Origin of the sequence: Actinomycetospora aurantiaca (assembly GCF_037401875.1) — a bacterium.
In the GTDB taxonomy this organism is placed as follows: Bacteria; Actinomycetota; Actinomycetes; order Mycobacteriales; family Pseudonocardiaceae; genus Actinomycetospora; species Actinomycetospora aurantiaca.
Window position 1 is genome coordinate 1 of sequence record NZ_JBBEGN010000003.1, and the last position, 23,630, is coordinate 23,630.

The 23,630-nt window shown below is 73.7% G+C and carries 23 protein-coding genes; 18 read left to right on the plus strand and 5 right to left on the minus strand.

The genetic code is table 11. The features are described from left to right. Window positions 1–180: 180 nt before the first annotated feature. The 9 genes from pyrH (at window position 181) to WCD74_RS07860 (ending at window position 8,619) form a co-directional block, all read left to right on the plus strand. Window positions 181–894: a UMP kinase gene (pyrH, locus tag WCD74_RS07820; protein WP_337694773.1), complete on the plus strand. Its 714-nt coding sequence runs from the start codon at window positions 181–183 to the stop codon at window positions 892–894. 30 nt (window positions 895–924) lie between these two features. Next, entirely contained in the window at window positions 925–1,482 is a 558-nt protein-coding gene (frr, locus tag WCD74_RS07825) for a ribosome recycling factor (protein WP_337694280.1), read from the plus strand. 27 nt (window positions 1,483–1,509) lie between these two features. Beyond that, window positions 1,510–2,373: a phosphatidate cytidylyltransferase gene (locus tag WCD74_RS07830; RefSeq protein ID WP_337694281.1), complete on the plus strand. Its 864-nt coding sequence runs from the start codon at window positions 1,510–1,512 to the stop codon at window positions 2,371–2,373. Next, entirely contained in the window at window positions 2,373–3,074 is a 702-nt protein-coding gene (locus WCD74_RS07835) for a class I SAM-dependent methyltransferase (RefSeq protein WP_337694282.1), read from the plus strand. Before WCD74_RS07830 ends, WCD74_RS07835 begins: the two co-directional genes overlap by 1 nt. A gap of 65 nt (window positions 3,075–3,139) precedes the next feature. Next, window positions 3,140–3,814, plus strand: a complete 675-nt coding sequence (locus tag WCD74_RS07840) for a hypothetical protein (protein WP_337694283.1) — start codon at window positions 3,140–3,142, stop codon at window positions 3,812–3,814. A 47-nt stretch (window positions 3,815–3,861) separates the two neighbouring features. After that, the gene (gene rlmN, locus WCD74_RS07845; RefSeq protein WP_337694774.1) at window positions 3,862–4,971 is read left to right on the plus strand and encodes a dual-specificity RNA methyltransferase RlmN; all 1,110 of its coding nucleotides are present in this window, start codon (window positions 3,862–3,864) and stop codon (window positions 4,969–4,971) included. Between the two features lie 7 nt (window positions 4,972–4,978). After that, on the plus strand, window positions 4,979–6,244 hold the full coding sequence (locus tag WCD74_RS07850; protein WP_337694284.1) for a GNAT family N-acetyltransferase: 1,266 nt from the start codon (window positions 4,979–4,981) through the stop codon (window positions 6,242–6,244). Window positions 6,245–6,450: 206 nt separating this feature from the next. Continuing rightward, a complete protein-coding gene (locus tag WCD74_RS07855) occupies window positions 6,451–7,935 on the plus strand; it encodes a hypothetical protein (protein ID WP_337694285.1) in 1,485 nt (494 codons plus the stop codon). A gap of 201 nt (window positions 7,936–8,136) precedes the next feature. Next, window positions 8,137–8,619: a hypothetical protein gene (locus WCD74_RS07860; RefSeq protein WP_337694286.1), complete on the plus strand. Its 483-nt coding sequence runs from the start codon at window positions 8,137–8,139 to the stop codon at window positions 8,617–8,619. A 66-nt stretch (window positions 8,620–8,685) separates the two neighbouring features. On the opposite strand, the gene ligD is transcribed toward WCD74_RS07860, so the two are convergent. Continuing rightward, the gene (ligD, locus tag WCD74_RS07865) at window positions 8,686–9,630 is read right to left on the minus strand and encodes a non-homologous end-joining DNA ligase (protein WP_337694287.1); all 945 of its coding nucleotides are present in this window, start codon (window positions 9,628–9,630) and stop codon (window positions 8,686–8,688) included. A 27-nt stretch (window positions 9,631–9,657) separates the two neighbouring features. On the opposite strand from ligD, the gene WCD74_RS07870 reads away from it, so the two are divergent. After that, window positions 9,658–11,058: an FAD-dependent oxidoreductase gene (locus tag WCD74_RS07870; RefSeq protein WP_337694288.1), complete on the plus strand. Its 1,401-nt coding sequence runs from the start codon at window positions 9,658–9,660 to the stop codon at window positions 11,056–11,058. A gap of 11 nt (window positions 11,059–11,069) precedes the next feature. Here WCD74_RS07870 and WCD74_RS07875 read toward each other — a convergent pair whose 3' ends face one another. Both WCD74_RS07875 and WCD74_RS07880 read right to left on the minus strand, forming a co-directional pair. Continuing rightward, window positions 11,070–13,034: an APC family permease gene (locus WCD74_RS07875; protein ID WP_337694289.1), complete on the minus strand. Its 1,965-nt coding sequence runs from the start codon at window positions 13,032–13,034 to the stop codon at window positions 11,070–11,072. Between the two features lie 46 nt (window positions 13,035–13,080). After that, window positions 13,081–13,386 carry a DUF2631 domain-containing protein gene (locus tag WCD74_RS07880; protein WP_337694290.1) on the minus strand — a complete coding sequence of 102 codons (306 nt, stop codon included), beginning with the start codon at window positions 13,384–13,386 and terminating at the stop codon, window positions 13,081–13,083. 120 nt (window positions 13,387–13,506) lie between these two features. Between WCD74_RS07880 and dxr the strand changes: the two genes are divergently transcribed. From dxr to WCD74_RS07900, 4 genes are all read left to right on the plus strand, one after another. Beyond that, the gene (dxr, locus tag WCD74_RS07885; RefSeq protein ID WP_337694291.1) at window positions 13,507–14,682 is read left to right on the plus strand and encodes a 1-deoxy-D-xylulose-5-phosphate reductoisomerase; all 1,176 of its coding nucleotides are present in this window, start codon (window positions 13,507–13,509) and stop codon (window positions 14,680–14,682) included. 65 nt (window positions 14,683–14,747) lie between these two features. Then, the gene (locus WCD74_RS07890) at window positions 14,748–16,067 is read left to right on the plus strand and encodes a M50 family metallopeptidase (RefSeq protein ID WP_337694775.1); all 1,320 of its coding nucleotides are present in this window, start codon (window positions 14,748–14,750) and stop codon (window positions 16,065–16,067) included. Window positions 16,068–16,134: 67 nt separating this feature from the next. Continuing rightward, complete coding sequence (ispG, locus tag WCD74_RS07895) at window positions 16,135–17,298, plus strand: flavodoxin-dependent (E)-4-hydroxy-3-methylbut-2-enyl-diphosphate synthase (RefSeq protein WP_337694292.1); 1,164 nt, start codon at window positions 16,135–16,137, stop codon at window positions 17,296–17,298. Between the two features lie 67 nt (window positions 17,299–17,365). Continuing rightward, the gene (locus WCD74_RS07900) at window positions 17,366–19,396 is read left to right on the plus strand and encodes a S9 family peptidase (protein ID WP_337694293.1); all 2,031 of its coding nucleotides are present in this window, start codon (window positions 17,366–17,368) and stop codon (window positions 19,394–19,396) included. 94 nt (window positions 19,397–19,490) lie between these two features. Here the strand turns inward: WCD74_RS07900 and WCD74_RS07905 are convergent, their stop codons facing one another. After that, window positions 19,491–19,640 (minus strand): hypothetical protein, encoded by a 150-nt coding sequence (locus WCD74_RS07905; protein WP_337694294.1) that lies wholly within the window; start codon window positions 19,638–19,640, stop codon window positions 19,491–19,493. A gap of 102 nt (window positions 19,641–19,742) precedes the next feature. Here WCD74_RS07905 and WCD74_RS07910 point away from each other — a divergent pair, with 102 nt between their 5' ends. The 4 genes from WCD74_RS07910 (at window position 19,743) to WCD74_RS07925 (ending at window position 23,015) form a co-directional block, all read left to right on the plus strand. Continuing rightward, entirely contained in the window at window positions 19,743–20,576 is an 834-nt protein-coding gene (locus WCD74_RS07910) for a GNAT family N-acetyltransferase (protein ID WP_337694295.1), read from the plus strand. A gap of 205 nt (window positions 20,577–20,781) precedes the next feature. After that, window positions 20,782–21,156 (plus strand): DUF3054 domain-containing protein, encoded by a 375-nt coding sequence (locus WCD74_RS07915; protein WP_337694296.1) that lies wholly within the window; start codon window positions 20,782–20,784, stop codon window positions 21,154–21,156. A 9-nt stretch (window positions 21,157–21,165) separates the two neighbouring features. Then, a complete protein-coding gene (gene map / locus WCD74_RS07920) occupies window positions 21,166–22,023 on the plus strand; it encodes a type I methionyl aminopeptidase (RefSeq protein WP_337694297.1) in 858 nt (285 codons plus the stop codon). Then, window positions 22,020–23,015 carry a dihydrofolate reductase family protein gene (locus tag WCD74_RS07925; RefSeq protein WP_337694298.1) on the plus strand — a complete coding sequence of 332 codons (996 nt, stop codon included), beginning with the start codon at window positions 22,020–22,022 and terminating at the stop codon, window positions 23,013–23,015. Before map ends, WCD74_RS07925 begins: the two co-directional genes overlap by 4 nt. 28 nt (window positions 23,016–23,043) lie before the next feature. Here the strand turns inward: WCD74_RS07925 and WCD74_RS07930 are convergent, their stop codons facing one another. After that, a complete protein-coding gene (locus WCD74_RS07930; RefSeq protein ID WP_337694299.1) occupies window positions 23,044–23,589 on the minus strand; it encodes a GNAT family N-acetyltransferase in 546 nt (181 codons plus the stop codon). Between the last annotated feature and the right edge of the window lie 41 nt (window positions 23,590–23,630).

The following is a 23,630-nucleotide window of genomic DNA, read 5'->3' on the forward strand; positions in this document are numbered from 1 at the left end:
GGTTGTCCCCGCGGGGGGGGGGGGGGGGGGGGGGGGGGGGGCCCCCCCCCCCCCCCCCCCCCCCCCGCCCGGCGTCGGCCCGGTCCACCGCCGCGCACGAGGGGGAGTTCCGCCGTGACCGACACCGTCGAGGCCGACACCGGGTCCGACACCGAGGCCGAGCGCGCCGACCGGACCGCCGTGCCCACACGCCGGGTCCTGCTCAAGCTCGGCGGCGAGATGTTCGGCGGCGGGGGCGTCGGGGTGGACCCGACCGTGGTGCGCACGGTGGCCCGCCAGATCGCCGAGGTCGTCCGCTCCGGCGTGGAGATCGCCGTCGTGATCGGCGGCGGCAACTTCTTCCGCGGCGAGGAGCTCTCCCAGGCCGGGATGCAGCGCCAGCGCAGCGACTACATGGGCATGCTCGGCACCGTCATGAACTGCCTCGCGCTGCAGGACTTCCTCGAGCGCGAGCACCACATCGACACCCGCGTGCAGACCGCCATCACGATGGGCCAGGTCGCCGAGGCCTACATCCCGCGGCGTGCGATGCGCCACCTCGAGAAGGGCCGCGTCGTCATCTTCGGCGCCGGCGTCGGGATGCCCTACTTCTCCACCGACACCACCGCCGCGCAGCGCGCCCTCGAGATCGAGTGCGAGATGGTGCTGCTGGCCAAGGGCGTCGACGGGGTGTTCACCGCCGACCCCAAGGTCGACCCGACGGCGACCATGTACACCGAGATCACCCACCGCGAGGTCCTGGAGAAGGGCCTCAAGGTCGCCGACGCCACCGCGTTCAGCCTGTGCATGGACAACCAGATGCCGATCATGGTGTTCAACCTGCTGGTCGAGGGGAACATCGCGCGGGCGGTCCGGGGTGAGAGGATCGGCACGCTGGTCCACACGCCCGCCTGAGCACCCCCGACGCAGCAGAGGAGCCCGGAGATGATCGACGAGACCCTCCTCGACGCCGAGGAGAAGATGGAGAAGTCCGTCCTGGCGGCCCGCGAGGACCTGCAGGGCGTGCGCACCGGGCGGGCCAGCCCGGCGATGTTCAACCGCATCCAGGTCGAGTATTACGGCGCGTACACCCCGCTGCCGCAGCTCGCGTCGGTGGCGGTGCCCGAGGCCCGGATGGCGGTCATCAAGCCCTACGACGCCAGCTCGCTCGGTGTCATGGAGCGCGCGATCCGCGACTCCGACCTGGGGGTCAATCCGTCCAACGACGGCACGATCATCCGCGTGGTGTTCCCGGAGCTGTCCGAGGAGCGCCGCCGCGACATGGTCAAGGTCGCCCGCGGCAAGGGCGAGGACGCGCGCGTGTCCATCCGCAGCGTCCGCCGCACCGCGATGACCGAGCTGCAGCGCATCGCGAAGGACGGCGAAGCCGGCGAGGACGAGGTGTCCCGCGCCGAGAAGGAGCTCGAGGCGACGACCGCGACCTACATCGCGAAGATCGAGGACATGGTCAAGTCCAAGGAAGCCGAGCTGCTCGAGGTCTGACGCCCGGCGGGCGCAGGGAGGTCGACGATGGCGGAGGACGTGGCGGTGCCGGCGTCCGGCGCTCCCGGCCCGACCTCCCGCGCCGGTCGCAACCTCCCGCTGGCCATCGGGGTCGGCCTCGCCATGGGCGCGGTCATCCTGCTGTCCCTGCTGACCGTCCGGCAGACCTGGATCGCGATCGTCGCGGTGTGCGCGGCGATCGGCATCTGGGAGGTGTTCGGCGCGCTCAACCGCGCGGCCGGGATCCGGTTCTCCCGCGTGCCGGTGCTCATCGGCGGCCAGGCGATGATCTGGCTGTCGTGGCCGTTCGGCACCGAGGGCATCCTCGGCGCGCTCGTCGTGACGGTGCTCGGGTGCTTCGTCTGGCGGATGCGCCTCGGGGCGGGCGGCTTCGTGCGCGACGTCGGCGCCTCGATGCTCGTGCTCGTCTGGATCCCGATGTGCATGGCGTTCGGCGCGATGCTCGTCGTCCCCGAGGACGGCACCGCACGGGTGCTGACGTTCCTGATCATCGTCATCTGCTCCGACACCGGCGGCTACGCGGCCGGGGTGCTGTTCGGCAAGCACCCGATGGCGCCGAAGGTCAGCCCGAAGAAGTCCTGGGAGGGCCTCGCCGGTTCGATGGTCGCGGGCGCGGCGGGGGCGTCCCTCTGCGTCGCGTTCCTGCTCGACTCGACCTGGTGGTACGGGCTGGTCCTCGGCCCGCTGCTGGTGTGCACCGCGGTGATCGGCGACCTCGTCGAGTCCCTGGTCAAGCGGGACCTCGGGATCAAGGACATGGGCCAGACCATCCCCGGGCACGGCGGGCTCATGGAGCGGCTGGACTCGCTGGTGACCTCGGCCCCGGTCGCCTGGCTGCTGCTCTTCGTGTTCCTGCCCTACCCCACGTGATGACCTTCCCCGGAGTCGCGGAGAGCCCCAACATCTGGCGCTGGCCCGACGTGTACGAGGCCGAGAACGCCGCGCAGGACGCCACCGGCGCGCTGTGGGAGGCCCTGACCGAGCTGGTCGACCTCTCCGGGGACGTCCTCGACGTCGGGTGCGGGGACGGCTACCACCTGCCCCGGTTCGCGACGACGGCGCGGACGGTGACCGGCGTCGAACCGCACCCCCCGCTGGTCGCCCGGGCCCGCGCCCGGTGCGCCGACCTGCCGTCGGTGTCCGTGCTGCCCGGCAGCGCTGCCTCCCTGCCCGTCCCGGACCGGTCCGCCGACGTGGTGCACGCGCGCACCGCCTACTTCTTCGGCCCGGGGTGCGAGCCCGGGCTGGCCGAGGCGGGACGGGTCCTGCGGCCCGGCGGCGCCCTGGTGATCGTCGACCTGGACGCCACCCGGCACTCCTACGGCGCCTGGATGCGGGCCTCCGCGCCGGGCTACGACCCGCGCGCGGCCGAGCGGTTCTTCACCGACCAGGGCTTCTCGACGCGGCGGGTGGACACCCTGTGGCGGTTCCCCGACCGCGCGACCATGGCCGCGGTCCTGCGCATCGAGTTCACCCCCGCCGTGGCGGACCGGGCGGTGGACGGCACGCCGGGCCTGGCGCTGCCGGTGGCGTACCGGATCCACGTGCGGCGGCATGTGCTCCGCATGTGAGCACTAAGTGGTGCTATAGCCCCCTTTAGTGCTCACAGGGCGGAGCCACCTATACCGTGGAGGGCGTGTCGTTCCCCCAGCCCGGCCGCCGGCCCGGTGATCCGTACCGCGGCCGCGCTCCGGGCGGCCCGGCCTTCCAGCGCGGCGGGTACGGCCCGCCGCAGGGCCCGTCCCGCGGACGCCCGCCGTCGAGCGGCCGGGCGCCGGGCGGGCGCTCGGTCTGGCTGGACCCGGTGCTCGTCGAGAGCCTGATCGGGGTGGCGTGGTTGACGGTCGGCACCCTCGGGATCGGCGCGGACGGGGCGGGCACGCTGCTGCTCGCCGTCGGGATCGCGGTCGTCGTGGTGATCCTGGTGGAGAACCGGCGCCGGGGCTCGCACCCGTTCGACGGCCGGCGCTCCGGGGACCTGCTGCGCTACGGCGGCATCGCGGTCGGGGCGATCGTCGTCGAGTCCGTGCTGCTCGGGCTGATCTCGTGGTCCGAGGCGGCGCCCGGCGTGGCCGCGGTGATCACCGGCGCGGCGTTCGTGGCCCTGTCGCGCTCGACCGGGCAGCGGCCGACGCAGTGGCTCGGGGCGGTCGTGGCCGTCCTCGGTGTGCTGGCCGCGCTGATCAGCACGCAGGAGGCGTCCGGGGTCGTCTCCCAGGGGGTGCTCGGCCTGCTGGTCGGCGTGCTCGTCCTGGTCAGCGCCGCCGACCGGATCGGGCTGCTGGAGACGCTGCGGGACCGGTTCCGGTGACCTCTTCGGGAGACGCAGCGCAGCGGAGCTCGACCATCGAGGGGGACCTGCCCGTCCTGTCGCTGTCCGGCACCGGGACCCGTCGTACGCGGCCGCCGCGGCACTTCGCCGACCTCGCGCCCGACGCCCGCAAGGACGCCGTCACCGAGCTGGGCCTGCCGGGCTTCCGCGCCGACCAGATCGCCCGCCAGTACTTCGCCCGCCTGGAGGCCGACCCGGCGGCGATGACCGACCTGCCGATCGCCGCGCGCGAGGCCGCGGCCGGTCTGTTCCCGCCGCTGTTCGAGCCCGCGTCGGTGGTGGACTGCGACGGCGGGGCCACCCGCAAGACGCTGTGGCGGGCCGCCGACGGCGCGCTGGTCGAGAGCGTGCTCATGGGCTACTCCGACCGCGCCACGGTGTGCATCTCCAGCCAGGCCGGCTGCGGGATGGCCTGCCCGTTCTGCGCCACCGGCCAGGGCGGGCTGCAGCGCAACATGTCGACGGCGGAGATCGTCGAGCAGGTGCGCTCGGCGGCGGCCTCGGCGCGCGACGGTGCGATGGGCGACGGGATCCCCGCCCGGCTGTCCAACGTCGTGTTCATGGGCATGGGCGAGCCGCTCGCCAACTACCGCCGCGTGGTCGACGCCGTCCACCGCATCTGCGACGCCCCATCGGCCGGGATGGGGATCAGCCAGCGCTCGGTGACGGTGTCGACGGTCGGCCTGGTCCCGGCGATCCACCGCCTCGCCGACGAGGGCCTGCAGGTCACCCTCGCGGTCAGCCTGCACACGCCCGACGACGAGCTGCGCGACACGCTCGTCCCGGTCAACACCCGCTGGCCGGTGCGCGAGGTCTTCGAGGCCACCCGGCACTACGCCGACGTCACCGGTCGCCGCGTGTCGATCGAGTACGCGCTCATCCGCGACGTGAACGACCAGCCGTGGCGGGCGGACCTGCTCGCCAAGCTGGCCTCCAAGCACCTCGGCCGGCTCGTGCACGTCAACCTCATCCCGCTCAACCCGACGCCGGGCTCGAAGTGGGACGCGAGCCCCGCGCCGGTGCAGGCCGAGTTCGTCCGGCGGGTCCGCGACGGCGGGGTCGCGTGCACGGTGCGCGACACCCGGGGCCGCGAGATCGCCGCCGCGTGTGGGCAGCTGGCCGCCACCGGGGGATGATCGTCCGGTGGTGACACCGGAGGTGCGGACGTTCGGCCCACGGGTGACCGAGGGGTCCGCGGACGCGGGCACCGTCGCCTGGACCCGGGCGCAGATGTCCGCCTTCCTCGGGGCCCGCCTGGACCCCGAGCACCTGGCCCGGGCGGGCGCGGCGTTCGAGGGGAACCGCCTGCGGGGTGCGTACGTCGACCCCGACCCGACGCCGGTCGCGACCCTGCGCTCCTGGGACGCGGAGCTGACGGTGCCGGGCGGCACGGTCCGCGCCGACGTGATCACCGGGATCGGGGTCCGGTCCACTCACCGCCGCCGCGGCCTGACCGACCGTCTGCTCACCGAGGACCTCGGCGCCGCCGCCCGGGCGGGCGCCGCGGCCGCGGTGCTGACCTCGACCCAGGGCGCGCTCTACGAGCGCTGGGGCTTCGGTCTGGCCACCCGCACCCGCCCGCTCACCGTCGATACGGCGCGGGCCCGGTTCCGCGACCCGGTCGTCCGCGGGTCATTGGAGATCGTCGAGCGCCCGGACGCGGCCCTGGCCCTCGCGCGGCCGATCCACGAGCGCGCCCGCCGTCGCCACCCCGGGGCCCTGGAGCGCCTCGCGTCGCAGTGGGACTCCGTCGTCGTCGGGGCGGGGCCGTGGAACGGCTTCGAGGTCGACCGGCAGCGGCACGTGGTGATCTGGCGCGACGACGACGGGCGCCCCGCGGGCTACGTCGTGCACCGCGTCGAGGAGAGCTGGTACGCGACCGGTGCGGCCACCCTCGGCGTGGTCGACCTGCAGGCCCTCACCCCGAGCGCCTACCTCGAGCTGTGGCGCCACCTGTGCTCGCAGGACCTGGTCGGCACCGTGCGGTGGTCGGGCGCCTCGACCGACGAGCCGCTGTCGTGGCTGCTCACCGACCCGCGCGCAGCGGTGTCGGGGGAGGACGACGCGATGCTGTGGCTGCGGGTGCTCGACGTGCCGGGGCTGCTGGCCGCCCGGCGCTACCCCGCCGAGGACGCCCTCGTCGTCGAGGTCGACGACCCGCTGGGCCACGCCCGGGGCCGGTGGCGGCTCGACACCCACGACCGGGTCGCCCCCGCCGTCACGGCCGCGAGCGGGGAGCCGGACGTGGTGCTGCCGGCGACCTCGCTCGGCTCCGTGGTGCTGGGCGGGGTCGACCCCCGGCTGCTGGTCCGCGCCGGTCGGCTGGACGAACGGTCGGCGGGCGCGGCCGGCCGCCTGGCCCGGATGCTCGCCCCGCCGACGGTGCCCTGGAACGGCACCCGCTTCTGAGCTTCTCGTCCGCGATTCCGTCGCTGTCCGATTGTTGCCGGACCGAGATCTAACTCCTTTGTCGGACGGCGTGTCGCCCGTTCGCGTCACCCACTCGGTTCGTCCCGTGCGGAGCGGGGTGCGCGGTTAGGCCGTTCGGGGATTAGCTCTCTGTCACGAAGCGACTGCGGGGAGTCGCAACGCCAGCGATCCAAGGAGTCGAATCCATGAACGCCGCACGCCGCGCAGTGGCGGCCGCCGCGATCGTCGTCACCGGCCTGGGAACCACGACCGGACTCGCCTCCGCTGATGCGCAGAATCGCATCTCGGCGTCCAACACGACCGTGGGCAACGGTCTGGGGGACACCACCGGCGGGGACATCACGATCACGGCGACCAACACGTCGGACATCGCCAACGGCAACCGTATCCTCAGCGGCAACAACGTCGCTCTCGGCGGGACGATCGTCAACGGCGACACCACGACGATCACCAACACCTCCACCAGCACGTCGACCAGCACCTCGACGACCGACTCGGCGGTCGCGGAGGACCTCGCGAGCACCGTCACGATCCCGTCCTCGGGCTTCTCGGCGGCGGACTTCGCGTCCCAGGTGCAGGACGCCATCGACGACGCCCGGGCCCGGGCCGCCGAGCAGGCAGACGCCGCCCGTGTCTACGCGGACGCGCTGCGGGACTTCTACCGCAACGGCGGGGTCGGGGCGTTCCCGAGCTTCCCGGGGACCGGGTCGGGCGGCGGTGGCGGCTCCGCCATCGACGACGTCTTCGGCGACGACTTCCCCTTCGGCCCCGGGGGCTCGCCGTTCGGCGAGGACTTCCCGTTCGGCCCGGGCGGGTCGCCGTTCGGGCCCGGCTTCCCGTTCGGTGACGGCGGCTTCCCGGGCACCGGGGGCGGCGGCACGGGCACCGACGACGGCACGGGTACCGACGACGGGACCGGCACCGACGACGGCACGGGCGACGGCGCCGACGACGGCACGGGGAGCGACGACGGAACGGGTGACGGCACCGGCGACGGCACCGGCACCGACGACGGTGGGATCGACCTCGGCGACGAGCTCGGCGACGGGCCCGGCACCGGCGGCGGCTCCGACGACGACGGCGTGGACGTCGACCTCCCGATCGGCGGGGACTCCGACGACGGCACCGGTGGCGGCGACGACGGCGACCTGGTCGACGTCGACCTCCCGGTCGGCGGCGACAGCGGCTCCGACACCGACGGCGGGTCGGACAACGACCTCGTCGACGCGGACGTGCCGGTGCTCGGGGACGACGAGTCCACCACCGGCGGCGGGGACGACAACGACGTCGCGGACGTCGACCTGCCGATCGGCGGCGACAACGACGCCTCCAGCGGCAGCGGGGACGACAACGACCTCGCCGACGTCGACCTCGACGCCCTGAACGGCGACGACGAGGACTCGACCTCCTCGTCCGGCGACGACAACGACCTCGTCGACGCCGACATCGACGCCCTGGACGGCGACGACTCCGACAGCTCCTCCGGGTCGGACTCCGACCTCGTGGACGCGGACGTGGACGTCCTGGACGGCGACGACAGCGACTCGGGCTCGTCGGACGACGGCGACCTGGTCGACGCCGACGTGGACGTCCTGGGCGGCGACGACTCCGACTCGGGCGACTCCGGCTCCGACGGCGACCTGATCGACGTCGACGCCGGCATCCTGTAAGCCCTCCACCCACCCCACGGGCCCGGTCCCGCTCCTCGCGAGCGGGGCCGGGCCCGCGGCATGTCCAGCCGCCGGTTCCTCACTCGATCAGAGCATGACCGGGTCGGGGGCGTACCAGCGCCGTGATCTCTCCGTTAGACGCTGAGTCACACCCGGTTGCACTACGTGGCCGGGTCACGCAGCGCAAGGGGGAAGTTCCGCATGTCGATGATCCGCCGTGCCGTCGTCGGTGCCGCAGTGCTGGGTGCCGGCCTGGCGTCCACCGCCGGGGTCGCGTCCGCCGCGCCGTCCGTGCCCGGGGTGAACGGGGCGATCGCCGCCGCCGACGCCGCCGCGCAGGCCGGGACGCAGGCCGGGCTCGCCGGCGCCCAGGCCGGGCTGTCCGCCGCGAACGCCGCCGCCACGGTGGCCAAGAACGTCGCCGGCGTGGACATCCCGGGCCTGGACGCCGTCCCGCCGTTCCAGTCCGTCAGCGACATCCCGGGTCTCTCGCAGGGCCTGGACGCGATCCCGTCGGCGAGCGACCTCACCGACCTGTCCTCGCTCACCGACCTCTCGGACCCGGAGGCGTTCTCCGAACTCCTCACCGAGGGCCTCCCGACCGCGGAGGACCTCTCCGAGGGCCTGAGCCCCGAGGACCTCACCCCGGACCTCTCGGCGCTCGACGCCCTGTCCGGCAGCTGATCTCCCCTTCCCGACGCCGGGTCCGGGCGCGCGCGGGGGGCGCGCCCGGACCCGGCGTCAGGACGGTCAGACCTCCGGACCCTCGGGCTCGTCGGCATCGTCGCGGTCGGCCCAATCCAGCAGCGGCGCCAGGTCGAACACGGTGTCGTCGATGCCCGCGTGCAGGTCGCCGAGCTCGGCGTAGCGCGCGGGCATCGTCGCGATGGTGAAGTCGGCCGGCTCGACCTGCCCGATCTCGTCCCACGTCACCGGCGCCGAGACGATGCCCAACGGCGTGCCGCGCACCGAGTAGGCGCTGGCGATGGTGTGGTCGCGGGTGTTCTGGTTGTAGTCCACGAACACCGTCCCGGGTTCGCGGTCCTTGCGCCACCACGCCGTCGTCACCAGCTGCGGGGCCCGCCGCTCCACCTCCCGCGCGAACGCCCACGCCGCCCGGCGGACCTCGGAGAACGAGTGCTCCGGCGCGATCCGCACGTAGACGTGCAACCCCTTGCCGCCGGAGGTCTTCGGGTAGCCGACGGCGCCGAGCTCGTCGAGCACCTCGTGCACCACCGCCGCGACCTCCCGCACGGTGTCGAAGCCGACGCCCTCCATCGGGTCGAGGTCGATGCGCCACTCGTCGGGCGACTCGACGTCGGCGGCGCGGGAGTTCCAGGGGTGGAACTCGACGGTCGACATCTGGACCGCCCACACGACGTCGGCCAGCGAGGACACGCACAGCTCGTCGGCCGTGCGGTTGTAGCGCGGGAAGCGCACCCGCACGGTCGGCACCCAGTCCGGCGCGCCCTTGGGCAGGCGCTTCTGGTGGACCTTGTCGCCGTCCACCCCGGTCGGGAAGCGGTGCATCATGCACGGCCGGTTCCGCAGCGCGGTGACGATCCCCTCGCCGACGGCCAGGTAGTAGTGCGCGAGGTCGAGTTTCGTCTCCCCGCGCGCGGAGAAATACACCCTGTCCGGGTTGGTGAGCCGCACCGTGCGGCCGGCGACCTCGAGCTCGGCGGCTTCTGCCACGAGCGCACGTTAGCGGAGGGGACCCACATGACGCGCCGGATCGTCGTGATCGGCGGCGACGCCACCGGGATGAGCGCGGCCAACACCGTGCTGCGCCACACGGCGGCGGACGACGGCGGGACGCCGGAGGTGGTCGTGCTCGAGCGCGGCCACTACACGTCGTACTCCGCCTGCGGCATCCCGTACTGGATCGCGGGCGACGTGCCCGAGCGCGACGACCTGATCGCCCGCTCGCCCGAGGAGCACCGCGAGGCCGGGATCGACGTGCGGATGCGCACCGAGGCGACGTCGGTCGACCTCGAGAAGCAGGTCGTGCGCTTCCGGGCGGTGGACGGCGACGGGTCGGAGGGCGAGCTCGCCTACGACGACCTCGTGTTCGCCACCGGCGCCGTGCCGGTCTTCCCGCCGCTCGACGGGATCGACGCCGAGGGCATCCACGGCGTGCAGTCGCTCGAGCAGGGCGAGCAGGTCGTCAAGGACCTCGACGCGTCGCAGGCGAAGCAGGCCGTCGTCGTCGGAGCCGGGTACATCGGCGTCGAGATGGCCGAGGCGATGCTGCAGCGCGGCCTGCAGGTGACGATCCTCGACCAGGCGCCGGAGCCGTTCACGCAGGTGGACCCGGACATGGGATCGATCGTGCGGACCGCGATGGAGGACATGGGCATCACCGTGCTCACCTCCACCGCCGTCGAGGGCTTCGACACCCGCGAGGACGGCCGGGTGGCCGCGGTGCGCACCGCGGACGGCGCGATCGCGGCGGACATCGTCGTGCTCGGGCTCGGCGTGAAGCCGAACGTGACGCTCGCGCAGGAGGCCGGGCTGACGATCGGGGAGTCCGGCGGGATCGCGGTCGACGTGCGGCAGCGCTGCGTCGGCCACGAGCACGTCTGGGCGGGCGGCGACTGCTGCGAGGTGCACCACCGGCTCTCCGGGCAGGGCGTCGCGATCGCGCTCGGCACGCACGCCAACAAGCACGGCCGGATCATCGGCACGAACCTCGCGGGCGGCTACGGCACCTTCCCGGGCGTCATCGGGACGGCGATCTCCAAGGTCTGCTCGCTGGAGATCGGCCGGACGGGGCTGGGGGAGGCCGAGGCCACCGCGGCCGGGTTCGGGTTCGTGACGGCGACGATCGAGTCGTCCAACGTCGCGGGCTACTTCCCGGGCGCGGAGATGATGACCGTGAAGGTGATCGCCGAGGAGCGTTCCGGGCGGCTGCTGGGCGCGCAGATCGTGGGGCGCGCCAACTCCGCGAAGCGCATCGACGTGTTCGCGGCGGCCATCTGGAACTCGATGAGCGTCGAGGAGATGACGTTCATGGACCTCTCCTACGCCCCGCCGTTCTCGCCGACGTGGGACGCCGTGCTGGTGGCCGCCCGCAAGGGCGCGAAGGCGGTGGAGGCGGACATTCCACGGGGTGCGGCGTAGCCACCCGGGCGTCAGCCCACATGCACCGCCGGGCGCCGGGCCGGATCCGGTTCGGCCTCGCGGAGCACCTCACGGGCCACCGGCGCCACCTCGCCGACCCCGAACAGCAGGTACCGCAGCAGGTTGAGCGCCGGGTTGCCCTCGGTCCACTCGAAGTAGACGTGCGGCACCCGCCCGGTCTCCTGCCGCAGCTCGAGCAGCAGCGCCGCGATGGCGTTCGGCACCGTCGCCGACCGCGCCCGCAGGATGCGGTAGCCGTGCCGGTACTCGCCGTGCACGTGGAGCTCCTCCTCGAAGTCCGAGGGGTCGCCCACCGTGATCTCGACGAAGATCAGCGCGTCGCCGGACGGGATGTGGTGGTCGTAGCGCTCCTCGAGCTCCTTGTCGTGGTACTCCGCCCGGTCGCGGCGGTCCGGCTCGTTGGCGATCAGCCGGATCGCCGACTCCGGGTCCGCGGTGTGCGCCTCGCGCACGATCTCGCGGGCGGTGTCGTCCAGGTGCACCGCCGTGATCCGCAGCTCGAACGAGCGCGCGGCCCGCGACGCGAACGACACCACGAAGATCGCGACGACGAAGATCAGGCCGATCTTCAGGCCCTCCGGCCGCTCGATCATGTTGGCCACCGTCGTGTACACGAACACCACGCTGACCACGGCGAACCCGACGAACGCGGCCCGCTGGCCGTGCTTGCGCGCCGAGAGCGTCACCGCTACCGACGCCGACGTGATCAGCACCAGGACGCCGGTCGCGTACGCGCCGGACTGGGCGTCCACGGATGCGTCGAAGATGACCGTCACCAGGATCCCGACGAGCGTGAACACGATGACCATGGGCCGCACCGCCCGGGCCCACGCGGGCGCCATCCCGTAGCGGGGCAGGTAGCGGGGGACCAGGTTGAGCAGGCCCGCCATCGCCGACGCGCCCGCGAACCACAGGATGACGATCGTGGAGACGTCGTAGACCGAGCCGAGCACGTCGCCGAACTGCTCGTGCGCCAGGTAGGCCAGCGCGCGGCCGTTCGCGGCGCCGCCCGGGGCGAACTCCGACAGCGGGATCAGCACCGTGCACGCGAAGCTCGAGGTGACCAGGAAGGCGCTCATGATCAGCGCCGCCGTCGTCAGGAGCTTGCGGGCGCCGGCGATGCGGCCGGCCGGGTCCGCCTCGGTGTCGCCCGGGCGGCCCTTGATCAGGGGCATCACCGTCACGCCGGTCTCGAAGCCGGACAGCCCCAGGGCGAGCTTGGGGAAGACGACCAGGGCGATCGCCGCGATCACCAGCGGGTTGCCGTTCTGCTGCGTCAGGGCCGCGCCCCAGTCGACGACGACCTCCGGCGCCGTCGCGATCCGCCACAGCGCGCCGACCACCACCAGCAGGTTCATCGCGAGGAACACCCCGACGATGACGACCGCGATCCCGATCGCCTCGTGGAACCCCGCCAGGAACACCGCGCCGAGCAGCAGGATGAGGCCGATCGTCAGCGGCACCCCCCAGCCGTCCAGCGCGCCGCCGACCACCGGGTTCTCGATCGCGTGCGCCGACGCGTCCGCCGCGGAGAGGGTGATGGTGATGACGAAGTCGGTGGCGGCGAAGCCGAGCAGGACCAGCACGAGCAGCTTGGACCACCAGTAGGACAGCAGCCGCTCCAGCATCGCGACCGAGCCCTCGCCGTGCGAGGACTCGCGGGCCACGCGCCGGTAGATCGGCAGCGCGCCCAGCAGGGTCAGCGCGACGAGCACCAGCGTCGCGAGCGGCGACACCAGGCCGGCGGCGGAGATCGCGACGGCGGGTTGATAGCCCAGGGTGGAGAAGTAGTCGACCCCGGTGAGGCACATGACGCGCCACCACGGCTTGCCCTCGGTCGGCTCGTCGCCCCGGGCGCCCGGGCCGCTGTGCCGCGCGGAGCGGTCGACGAGCCCCTCGAGCAGCCAGCGTCGCACCGGGCCGGGCGTGGCCGGCCGCGTCGGTGTCAGCGTCACGCGCGCATGCTGGCAGGCGCGGGCCGTGCCCGCGCCGCGAGTCGGGTCAGCGGCGCCAGGAGGTGCGCGCGCGGATGACCGCTCCGAGCGACAGCGCGAAGAAGGCGACCGCGATCACGACCAGCCAGATGTTCTCCTGCTGCCCCTCGTGGTTGCCCCACAGCATGATCAGGCAGATCGCGGCGACCAGGAACCCGGAGAACCGCGCGACCTTCGGGTAGTGCGCGTGCCAGCCCCACTCGACCGAGGGCTCGTCGTCGGAGGAGACGCCGTTGACGACGACGGCCTTGTGCTCGTGTCCGCCGTGGGCGGCGTCGGACGCGGCCCGACGGGCGGGGCTCGTGCTGGCCACGGGTTCCTCCAGGTCGAGTCGTGCTGCTGCGGGCCCAACCTATCGGCTCCCGCGGGCCCGGGCGATCCGTGGGGCGTGTGATCGCGCCGATGGGGACGAGCCGGGCCAGGATGGGCGGCGATGAGCACCGCAGACCCGCGCCGGGTGGTGCTGCTCGGTTCCACGGGATCGATCGGCACCCAGGCGCTCGACCTCGTCCGCGCCCACCCGGACCGCTTCACCGTGACCGGGCTCGCGGCGGGCGGCGGCCGGGTCGGGGAGCTGGCCGCGCAGGCCGCGGAGTTCTCGGTCCCGACGGTGGCCGTGGCGGATCCGGCGGCCGCGGCGCCGCTGGGCGAGGCGCTGCGCGCGGCGGGGTCGTCGGCCGGGGTGCTCGCGGGGCCGGTCGCGATGGCCGACCTGGCCGGGGGCGGGGGACCGGAGACGGTCGTGCTGAACGCCGTCGACGGGTCCCGGGGGCTGGCCCCGACGCTGGCCGCGCTGCGGTCGGGCGCGACGCTCGCGCTCGCCAACAAGGAGTCCCTGGTCGCGGGCGGGCCGCTGGTGACCCGGGCGGCGACGCCGGGCCAGATCCTGCCGGTCGACTCCGAGCACTCCGCGATCGCGCAGTGCCTGCGCTCCGGCTCGGCCGGTGAGGTCGACCGCATCGTCCTGACGGCGAGCGGGGGCCCGTTCCGGGGCCGGTCGCGGGCGCAGCTGGCGGAGGTCGCGCTCGACGACGCGCTCGCGCACCCGACGTGGGCCATGGGTCCGGTGATCACGCTGAACTCGTCGACCCTGGTGAACAAGGGCCTGGAGCTGATCGAGGCGCACCTGCTGTTCGGGGTGCCCTACGAGCGGATCGACGTCGTCGTGCACCCCCAGTCGATGATCCACTCGATGGTGACGTTCACCGACGGGGCCACGATCGCCCAGGCCAGCCCGCCCGACATGCACCTGCCGATCGGGCTCGCCCTCGCCTTCCCGGACCGCCTGCCCGGCGCCTCCTCGCGCGAGACGTTCGCCGCCGCGCAGGCCTGGACGTTCGAGCCGCTCGACACGACCGCGTTCCCCGCCGTCGACCTCGCCCGCGCGGCCGGGACCGCCGGCGGCTGCCTGCCCGCGGTGTTCAACGCCGCCAACGAGGAGGCCGTCCGCGGCTTCCTCGCCGGGCGCGGCACCTGGCTCGGCATCGTGGACACCGTCGCCGACGTCCTGTCCTCCGCCTCGGACTGGGCCGCCGACCCCCGCGACGTCGCGGACGTGTACGCCGCCGAGGAGTGGGCCCGGGCCCGGGCGGGGGAACTGCTCGGCTGAGGCCCGCGTGAGGGCACCGCCCCACGGAGAGGACACGGGGCCGCCCGCTACCGTGGCGCTCCGTGATGCTCGTTCTCGGGGTCGTGCTGTTCGCGCTGGGCCTGATGCTCTCCATCGCCTGGCACGAGCTCGGCCACTTCACGGCCGCCCGCCACTTCGGCGTGCGCGTGCCGGAGTTCATGGTCGGCTTCGGGCCGACGGTGTTCGCCCGCCAGCGCGGCGAGACCCTGTTCGGGATCAAGGCGGTCCCGCTCGGCGGCTACATCCGCATGATCGGGATGATCCCGCCGGCGCCGGGCGAGCGCTTCGGTCGCAGCCGCCGCTCCGGCCCGTTCCAGGGGCTCATCGACGACGTCCGCGCCGACTCGGTCAAGGACATCCGTCCCGGCGACGAGGACCGCCAGCTCTGGACCCGCAAGCCGTGGCAGCGCATCGTCGTGATGTTCGCCGGGCCGTTCATGAACCTGATCCTGGCGCTGGCGCTCTTCCTCGTCGTCCTGATGGGCTTCGGGATCCCGACCGCCCAGCCCGTGGTCGCGTCGGTGAGCAAGTGCGTGGTGCCCGCCTCCCAGGCGACGACGACGACCGACTGCCCGCCGGGCGCCCCGCTGACGCCGGCGGCGCAGGCGGGCTTCCAGGCCGGCGACCGCATCGTGAGCTTCGACGGCCGGACCTACGGCTCGTGGGAGGACATGCAGCTGGCCATCCGCGCGGCGTCGGGCACGGTCCCCGTGGTCGTCGAGCGCACGGAGCCCGGCGGCGGCGCCCCGCAGACCCTCACGCTCTTCCCGCAGCTCATCCAGACCCAGCTGCTCGACCTGGACTCCGCCCGCTCCACGGGCGAGCCGCAGTACGTCACCGGCTCGTTCCTCGGGCTGAGCCCGATCCAGCCGACCACCCGGCAGACCCCGGGGCAGGTCGTGGACTACGTCGGCGACATGGGCATCCGCGCCGTGAACAGCATCCTGGCGCTCCCGACGAAGGTCCCGGCCCTGTTCGGCGCGGTCTTCCTCGGTGAGCAGCGGGACGTGAACGGGCCGGTCAGCGTGGTCGGGGTGTCCGTGCTCGGCGGCGAGGTGCTGGCCTCGGACAACGCGGTGGCCGACGAGATCGCGATGATGCTGCAGCTGCTGGCGGCCGTGAACGTCTCGCTGTTCCTGCTGAACCTGCTGCCGATCCTGCCGCTCGACGGCGGGCACATCCTCCCGGCGGTGTGGGAGGCGGTGAAGAAGCGGATCGCCCGGCTGCGCGGGCGGCCCGACCCGGGGCCGGTCGACATGGCCCGGCTCATGCCGATCGCGTACGGCTTCGCGCTGGTGATCATGCTCTACGGCGGGCTCGTGATCCTCGCCGACATCGTGAACCCCATCAAACTCAACCTGTAGGTGAACAGATGCCGGGGTCACGTCGCGGACCCCGGCATCGTCGGGAACGCTCGGGCAGACTGGAGTCATGCAGATCGACCTGGGCATGCCCGAGGCGCCCCCGGTGCTCGCGCCGCGGCGCAAGACCCGTCAGCTCGACGTCGGCGGCGTCGGCGTGGGCAGCGACCACCCGGTCTCGGTGCAGTCCATGACGACCACGCTCACCGCGGACATCAACGCCACCCTGCAGCAGATCGCGGAGCTCACGGCGGCGGGCTGCGACATCGTGCGGGTCGCCGTGCCCAGCGCGGACGACGCCGAGGCGCTCCCGGCGATCGCGAGGAAGTCCGGCATCCCGGTGATCGCCGACATCCACTTCCAGCCGAAGTACGTGTTCGCCGCGATCGACGCCGGCTGCGCCGCGGTGCGCGTGAACCCGGGCAACATCAAGAAGTTCGACGACAAGGTCGGCGAGATCGCGAAGGCCGCGAAGGACGCGGGCACGCCGATCCGGATCGGGGTCAACGCCGGGTCGCTCGAGCCGTCGATCATGGCCAAGCACGGCAAGGCGACGCCCGAGGCGCTGGTCGAGTCGGCGCTGTGGGAGGCCTCGCTGTTCGCCGAGCACGACTTCCACGACATCAAGATCTCGGTCAAGCACCACGACCCGGTGACCATGGTCCGGGCCTACGAGCAGCTGGCCGAGCAGTGCGACTACCCGCTGCACCTCGGCGTCACCGAGGCCGGCCCGACGTTCCAGGGCACGATCAAGTCCGCGACGGCGTTCGGCGCGCTGCTCTCCCGGGGCATCGGCGACACGATCCGCGTCTCGCTCTCGGCGCCGCCGATCGAGGAGGTCCGCGTCGGGCTGTCGATCCTGGAGTCGCTGAACCTGCGGCCGCGCAAGCTCGAGATCGTGTCCTGCCCCTCGTGCGGCCGGGCGCAGGTCGACGTCTACAAGCTCGCCGACGAGGTGACCGCCGGGCTCGAGGGCATGGAGGTCCCGCTGCGCGTGGCCGTCATGGGCTGCGTCGTCAACGGCCCGGGCGAGGCGCGCGACGCCGACCTCGGGGTGGCCTCCGGCAACGGCAAGGGCCAGATCTTCGTCAAGGGCGAGGTCATCAAGACGGTCCCCGAGGCGCTGATCGTCGAGACCCTCATCGAGGAGGCCATGCGCCTCGCCGAGGAGGCCGGCGAGGACGAGCTGGCCGGCGGCACGGCGGGCGGGGCACCGACGGTCACGGTCGGCTAGGCAGGAGACGGAGCGCAGCGGAGCTCGACCCGGACAGGGGCCCGCCGTCGTGGTGTGATCGCGGGTGATGAGCACCTTCGACGACCTCGACACCTTCGTCGCCACCCGCCGTCAGGCCGGGCTCGCGCTCTCGCCGGACGGGTCCCGGCTCGTCACCACGGTCGCGGAGCTCTCCCCGGACGCGACGCGGTACGTCACCGCGATCTGGGAGATCGACCCGCGGGGCGAGGAGCCGGCGCGGCGGCTGACGCGGTCGTCGCAGGGCGAGTCGTCGGCGGCGTTCGCGCCCGACGGCGACCTGTACTTCACCTCCGGCCGCCCGGACCCCTCGGCGGAGGCCGCCGAGGACGAGCCGGCGGCCCTGTGGGTGCTGCCCCGGCACGGCGGGGAGTCCCGGCAGGTCCTGACGGCGGGTGAGGGGGTCGCGGCCTTCGCGGTCGCGCGGGATTCGGGGCACGTGGTGGTGGCGACGACGGTGCCCGTGGGCGAGGCGCCGGAGCCCGAGGACGGGTCCGAGGAGGACGTCGACCCCGCCGGCGCGCTGCGGGCGGCGCGGACGAAGGCCGGCGTCTCGGCGCGCCTGCACACGCGCTACCCGGTGCGCTTCTGGGACCACGACCTCGGTCCGGGACGCCCGCAGATCCGGGTCCACGACCCGCTCGCGGCGGACCGGCTCGCACCACCCGCCGTCGTGATCGATCCCCTCGAGCCGGGGCAGCGGCTGCGGGAGTACGCGGTCGCCCCGGACGGCTCGGCGGTCGCCGTGGCGGTCGACGTGCGCGACCCCGACGATCCGGCGGCGGTGCGGATCCGGCTGGAGCTGCGGCGCGGGGATCAGCACGAGGTCGTCGCCGACGAACCCGACGTCGACCACGAGCGGCCCACGATCACCCCGGACGGCCGCTGGCTGCTGTGGATCCGGGAGCGGCACGCCCGCCCGGGTCGGGCGCCGGCACACACGCTGCTGGCGCGCACGCTCGACGGCTCCGGCGACGTGGTGACCGTGCTCGACGAGGGCCGGCTGACGCTGCAGTCGGTGGTCGGGGCGGCGGACCCGGACGCCGTGTACGTCACCGCCGACGAGCAGGGCCACGCGCCGGTGTTCCGGGTGTCGGTGACGACCGGCGAGATCACCCGGCTGACGCGCTCCGGGGCCTACACCGACGTCGTCGCGACCCCCGAGGGCGGCGCGCTGTACGCGCTGCGCTCCGCGCCGGACTCCCCGCCGACCGCGGTCCGCCTGGACCCCTACGCCGCCGACCAGGACCCGACGCTCCTGCCGGGCGCCACGTCCGTCGACGCGCTGCCGGGGTCGATGACCGAGGTCACGGCGTCCGGCGAGGACGGTGCACCGCTGCGCGCGTGGCTCGCGCTGCCCGAGGGAGACGGCCCGCACCCGCTGCTGGTGTGGATCCACGGCGGGCCCTTCGGCTCGTGGAACGCGTGGACCTGGCGGTGGAACCCGTGGACGGCGACCGCGCGCGGCTACGCGGTGCTGCTGCCCGACCCGCGGCTGTCGACCGGCTACGGGCAGGAGTTCATGGACGTCTCGACCGGGGCCTGGGGCGGGCTGCCGTACACGGACCTCATGGCGCTGACGGACGCCGCGCTGGCCCGGGACGACCTCGACGCGTCGCGCACTGCCGCCATGGGCGGCTCGTTCGGCGGCTACATGGCGAACTGGGTCGCGGGGCACACGGACCGCTTCGACGCGATCGTCACGCACGCCTCGATCTGGCACCTCGACGGCTTCGTCGGGACCACCGACGGCTCCTACCACTGGACCCGGCAGTGGGGCGACCCGATCGCCGACCGCGAGCGCTACGACGAGCACTCGCCGCACCGGTGGGCGTCGTCGATCACCACGCCGATGCTGGTGATCCACGGCGACAAGGACTACCGCGTGCCGATCGGGGAGGGCCTGCGGCTCTGGTACGACCTGCAGCGCCGGGGTGTCGAGTCGCAGTTCCTCTACTTCCCCGACGAGAACCACTGGGTGCTCAAGCCGGGTGACGTGAAGGTCTGGTACTCGACGGTGTTCGCGTTCCTGGCCCACCACGTGCTCGGCGAGGACTGGGCCCGCCCGGAGCTGGTGTAGACGGACGAACGCCCGCCGCATCGTCGCGGCGGGCGTGAGGGAGCAGCAGGGGAGCAGCGGGGGAGCTGGGGAGTCTCGGGGGACGGGGGAGGCCTCAGCGGCGGGTGCGGCGCGGGTTCGCGACGCTGCCCTGACGCGCGAGCGCCTCGAGGACGGAGGCGACCTCGGTGGCCTCGGTGTCGGCCTGATTCGTGGCGGTCTCGTTCATGCGCTCCAGGGTCCACGGATCGGCTGTGCAGGTCATGTCCTGACACTGTGGCGATCATGACGATGCGGTGAAGCAACCCGCGCCAGGTGTACGCACCGTGCACGGTTCGTGGCGGCCCCGGTGTGGCACTCTTGCTACGTGCTCCGTACCGCCGGTGCGCGGCTCCTCGACGACCGTGACCGGTCGAGGGTGCGCGGTGTGCTCGATGCTGATCCGGTCGCGACCTGCATGGTCGCGTCGCGGGTGGAGACCGTCGGCGTCGAGCCGTGGCGGCTCGGCGGCGAGCTCTGGGGCGTCGGCGGCCGGCTCGACGGGCTGTGCTTCTCCGGCGCGAACCTCGTGCCGCTCCGTGGCGAGCGGGCGGCGGTGCGGGCGTTCGCCGACCGCGCGCGGCGCGGGCGGCGCACCTGCTCGTCGCTGGTCGGGCGGCGCGAGCTGGTCCTGCCGCTGTGGGAGGAACTCTCCGAGCACTGGGGGGCCGCCCGCGAGGTCCGGCCCGACCAGCCGCTGATGGCCACGGACGCGAACCCGGACGTCGTCCCCGACCGCGCGGTCCGCCAGGCCCGCCCGGACGACCTCGAGCGCTACCTGCCCGCCGCGATCTCGATGTTCCTGGAGGAGGTCGGGGTCGACCCCCGCCTCGGCGACGGCGGGGCCGGCTACCGCGCTCGGGTGTCCGAGCTGATCTCCTCGGGCCGCGCGTTCGTGCGGTTCGAGGGCGGCGAGGTCGTGTTCAAGGCCGAGGTCGGGGCGCTCTCGACCCGGGTCGGCCAGATCCAGGGCGTGTGGGTGCACCCGGACTGGCGCGGTCGCGGCCTCGGCCAGGCGGGCACCGCCGCGGTGGTCGACCACCTCGTGCGCGCCGGGCGGATCGCCTCGCTCTACGTCAACGCCTTCAACACCCCCGCCCGCGCCGCGTACGCCCGCGTCGGCTTCCGGCAGGTGGCGAGCTTTGCGACGGTGCTGTTCTAGGCACCTCCCCCGGCTCCGGCGACGAGTGCGCCGAGTGCGACATGGCGCAGGTTCCGGGGCCCGCGCGGATGCGTGGTGACGCACTCGGGGACGGCCGGACCCGCCGTCGGGAACGGGATCCCGAAGGACCGCGCGGACCGATCGGTCCCCGCCCCACTCCGCGCGGCGGAACGAGATCTCGTGGGCCGCGCCTACCCTCGACGGCGTGAAGCACCGCGCCCTGGCCCTGGTCGACGTGCTCGCCGTGCTGGTGTTCGCCGCGATCGGGCGGCGCTCCCACGACGAGGACGGCGCGCTCCTCGGGGTCCTGACGACGGCGGCGCCGTTCCTGCTCGGCGCGGTCGTCGGCGCCCTGGTGGCGAGGTCCTGGCGCGACCCGCTGTCGTGGCGCAGCGGCGTCGGCGTCTGGCTGGGCGCCGTCGTGGTCGGGCTGGCCCTGCGGGCGGTCCTCTACGAACGCCTCCCGGTCAGCTTCGCCGTCGTCGCCACGATCGCGCTCGCGGTGCTGGTCCTGGGCTGGCGCGGGGCGGTGCGCGGGATCATGGCGCTGCGTCGCAGGCAGGAACGCCAGGACGCCTAGTGTGGGGGCATGCCGGTGCGTGCCCCCCTGCGCCCCGGGCAGCAGACGCCCCTGCGCCCGGTGCCCTCGTCCATCCCGCAGCCCGAGTACGTCGGGAAGCGGGCCCCCGCCCGCTCGACGGACCCGTGGGTGCAGGACCCCGAGGTCATCGAGAAGATGCGGCACGCCAGCCGGATCGCGGCGCAGTCGCTGCAGGTCGGCGGCGAGGCGGTGCGGCCGGGGAACACGACCGACGAGGTCGACCGCGTCATCCACGAGTTCCTCGTCGACCACGGCGCCTACCCCTCGACGCTGGGCTACCGGGGCTTCCCGAAGTCGTGCTGCACCTCGCTCAACGAGGTCATCTGCCACGGCATCCCGGACTCGACGGTCATCGAGGACGGCGACATCGTCAACATCGACGTCACCGCCTTCATCGACGGCGTGCACGGCGACACGAACGCGACCTTTCTCGCCGGGAACGTCTCCGAGGAGGACCGGCTCCTCGTCGAGCGCACCCACGAGGCGACGATGCGCGCGATCAAGGCCGTCAAGCCGGGTCGTGAGCTGAACGTCGTCGGGCGCGTGATCGAGTCGTACGCCAATCGGTTCGGCTACGGGGTCGTCCGCGACTTCACCGGCCACGGCATCGGACGGACCTTCCACAGCGGCCTGGTCGTGGTGCACTACGACGACCCGGACCGCCACGAGATGCTCGAGCCCGGCATGACGTTCACGATCGAGCCGATGATCACGCTCGGCGCGATCGACTACGACATCTGGGACGACGGGTGGACGGTGACGACGAAGGACAAGTCGCGCACCGCCCAGTTCGAGCACACGATCCTGGTCACCGACACGGGCAGCGAGATCCTGACCCTCCCGTGAGGCCGCACGTCCTCGCGAGCTGCGCGGTGTCGCTCGACGGGTTCCTCGACGACGCGACCCCGCAGCGCCGGATCCTCTCCGGCCCGGCCGATCTGGACCGGGTCGACGAGGAGCGCTCGAAGGTGGACGCGATCCTCGTCGGGGCGGGCACCGTCCGCGCCGACGACCCGCGGCTGCTGGTCCGCGCCCCCGAGCGCCGGGCCGCGCGCACCGCCCGCGGCCTGCCGGAGAGCCCGCTGCGGGTCGTCCTGACGAACTCGGCCCTGCCCGACGACGCCCGGGTCCGGTCCGGGCCGGCCGAGACGATCACGCTCACCGGGACGCCCGGCGAGGTCCTGGACGAGCTCGGGTGCCGGGGCGTCGTCCGGCTGATGGTCGAGGGTGGCGCGTCCGTGCTGCGCGAGTTCCTGACGGCGGGTGCGGTCGACGAGCTGCAGCTGGTCCTGGCGCCCCAGCTGGTCGGCGAGGGGCCCCGGTTCACCGGCGGCGGGCGTGCTCCGCACCTGGTCGACACCCGCACGATCGGCGAGGACGTCCTGCTGCGACACCGCTTCGGGGACGCCGACGACCGGCACCTCGCCGAGGCCTGCGTGCTCGCCGAGAACTGCCCGCCGTCCGCGACCGCGTTCAGCGTGGGCTGCGTGGTGGTGGCCGACGACGGGACCGTGCTTGGCTCCGGGTGGTCACGCCGCGACCACCCGCTCGACCACGCCGAGGAGGGGGTGCTGCGCGCCCTCGGCAACGACCCGCGCCTGCGCCGCGCGACCCTCTACAGCTCGCTCGAACCCTGCGGCGCCCGGGCGTCGCGCCCCGACCCGTGCGCGGCGCTCATCGCCCGCGCCGGCATCCCGCGGGTCGTCCACGCCTGGCGGGAACCGCCGGAGTTCGTCGCCGCCCCGAGCGGCACGGAGCAGCTGGAGGCGGTGGGCACCGAGGTCCGCCACGTGCCCCGGTGGGAGCCGCTGGCCCGGAGGTGCGCTGCGCGCCTGTGAGCAGTTGTGGCGGTCATGACCGCCACAACTACTCACGAGGCGAAGCCACCTCGAAGTGCACCGTCGAGTACGGGTCCGGGCGGGCGTCGAACACCTCGACGACGCCCGGGAACGCCCGCCAGAACGCCAGGGCGCCCGGCACCGAGGCGTTGGTGTGCAGGCAGACGACGTCGAAGCGCGACCACGCCCACGTGACGGCCGCCCGCGCCAAAGCCTGCCCCACACCCCGTCGCCGGGCCGCCGGTGCCACCCACACCCGGCAGACCTGGCCGACCGACCGTGCGGCGTAGCGCTCGGTCAGCCACGCCGGCACGTACGCCGGGTTCGGACCGCCCGGGCGCACCGACGCCGTCCCGAGCACCGTGCCGTCGGGGTCGGCGGAGACCAGGAGCACTCGGTCGGGCCGGTCGAGGTAGGTCCCGACGACGTCGTCGACGTCCGCGTGCAGCCGCGGGTCGTAGCCCCCGACCTCGGGCAGCATCGCGCGCATGTGGGCCTCGACGGCACCCAGGTCCGCCACCGCGAACTCCCGGACCGGAGGGGCCGTGGTCGGACGTTCGAGGGCTACGGTCATGTCCGCACTCTTGCACATCCACGGCATCTGGCGAACCTGTG

Bases quoted from the DNA above. Each gene is read 5' to 3' on its own strand.
- WCD74_RS07830 (WP_337694281.1), top strand. From the start codon at position 1,510: ATGGCGGAGGACGTGGCGGTGCCGGCGTCCGGCGCTCCCGGCCCGACC.
- WCD74_RS07855 (WP_337694285.1), top strand. From the start codon at position 6,451: ATGAACGCCGCACGCCGCGCAGTGGCGGCCGCCGCGATCGTCGTCACC.
- WCD74_RS07860 (WP_337694286.1), top strand. From the start codon at position 8,137: ATGTCGATGATCCGCCGTGCCGTCGTCGGTGCCGCAGTGCTGGGTGCC.
- WCD74_RS07900 (WP_337694293.1), top strand. From the start codon at position 17,366: ATGAGCACCTTCGACGACCTCGACACCTTCGTCGCCACCCGCCGTCAG.
- WCD74_RS07870 (WP_337694288.1), top strand. From the start codon at position 9,658: ATGACGCGCCGGATCGTCGTGATCGGCGGCGACGCCACCGGGATGAGC.
- dxr (WP_337694291.1), top strand. From the start codon at position 13,507: ATGAGCACCGCAGACCCGCGCCGGGTGGTGCTGCTCGGTTCCACGGGA.
- map (WP_337694297.1), top strand. From the start codon at position 21,166: ATGCCGGTGCGTGCCCCCCTGCGCCCCGGGCAGCAGACGCCCCTGCGC.
- ispG (WP_337694292.1), top strand. From the start codon at position 16,135: ATGCAGATCGACCTGGGCATGCCCGAGGCGCCCCCGGTGCTCGCGCCG.
- WCD74_RS07835 (WP_337694282.1), top strand. From the start codon at position 2,373: ATGACCTTCCCCGGAGTCGCGGAGAGCCCCAACATCTGGCGCTGGCCC.
- frr (WP_337694280.1), top strand. From the start codon at position 925: ATGATCGACGAGACCCTCCTCGACGCCGAGGAGAAGATGGAGAAGTCC.
- WCD74_RS07890 (WP_337694775.1), top strand. From the start codon at position 14,748: ATGCTCGTTCTCGGGGTCGTGCTGTTCGCGCTGGGCCTGATGCTCTCC.
- WCD74_RS07905 (WP_337694294.1), bottom strand. From the start codon at position 19,640: ATGACCTGCACAGCCGATCCGTGGACCCTGGAGCGCATGAACGAGACC.
- WCD74_RS07930 (WP_337694299.1), bottom strand. From the start codon at position 23,589: ATGACCGTAGCCCTCGAACGTCCGACCACGGCCCCTCCGGTCCGGGAG.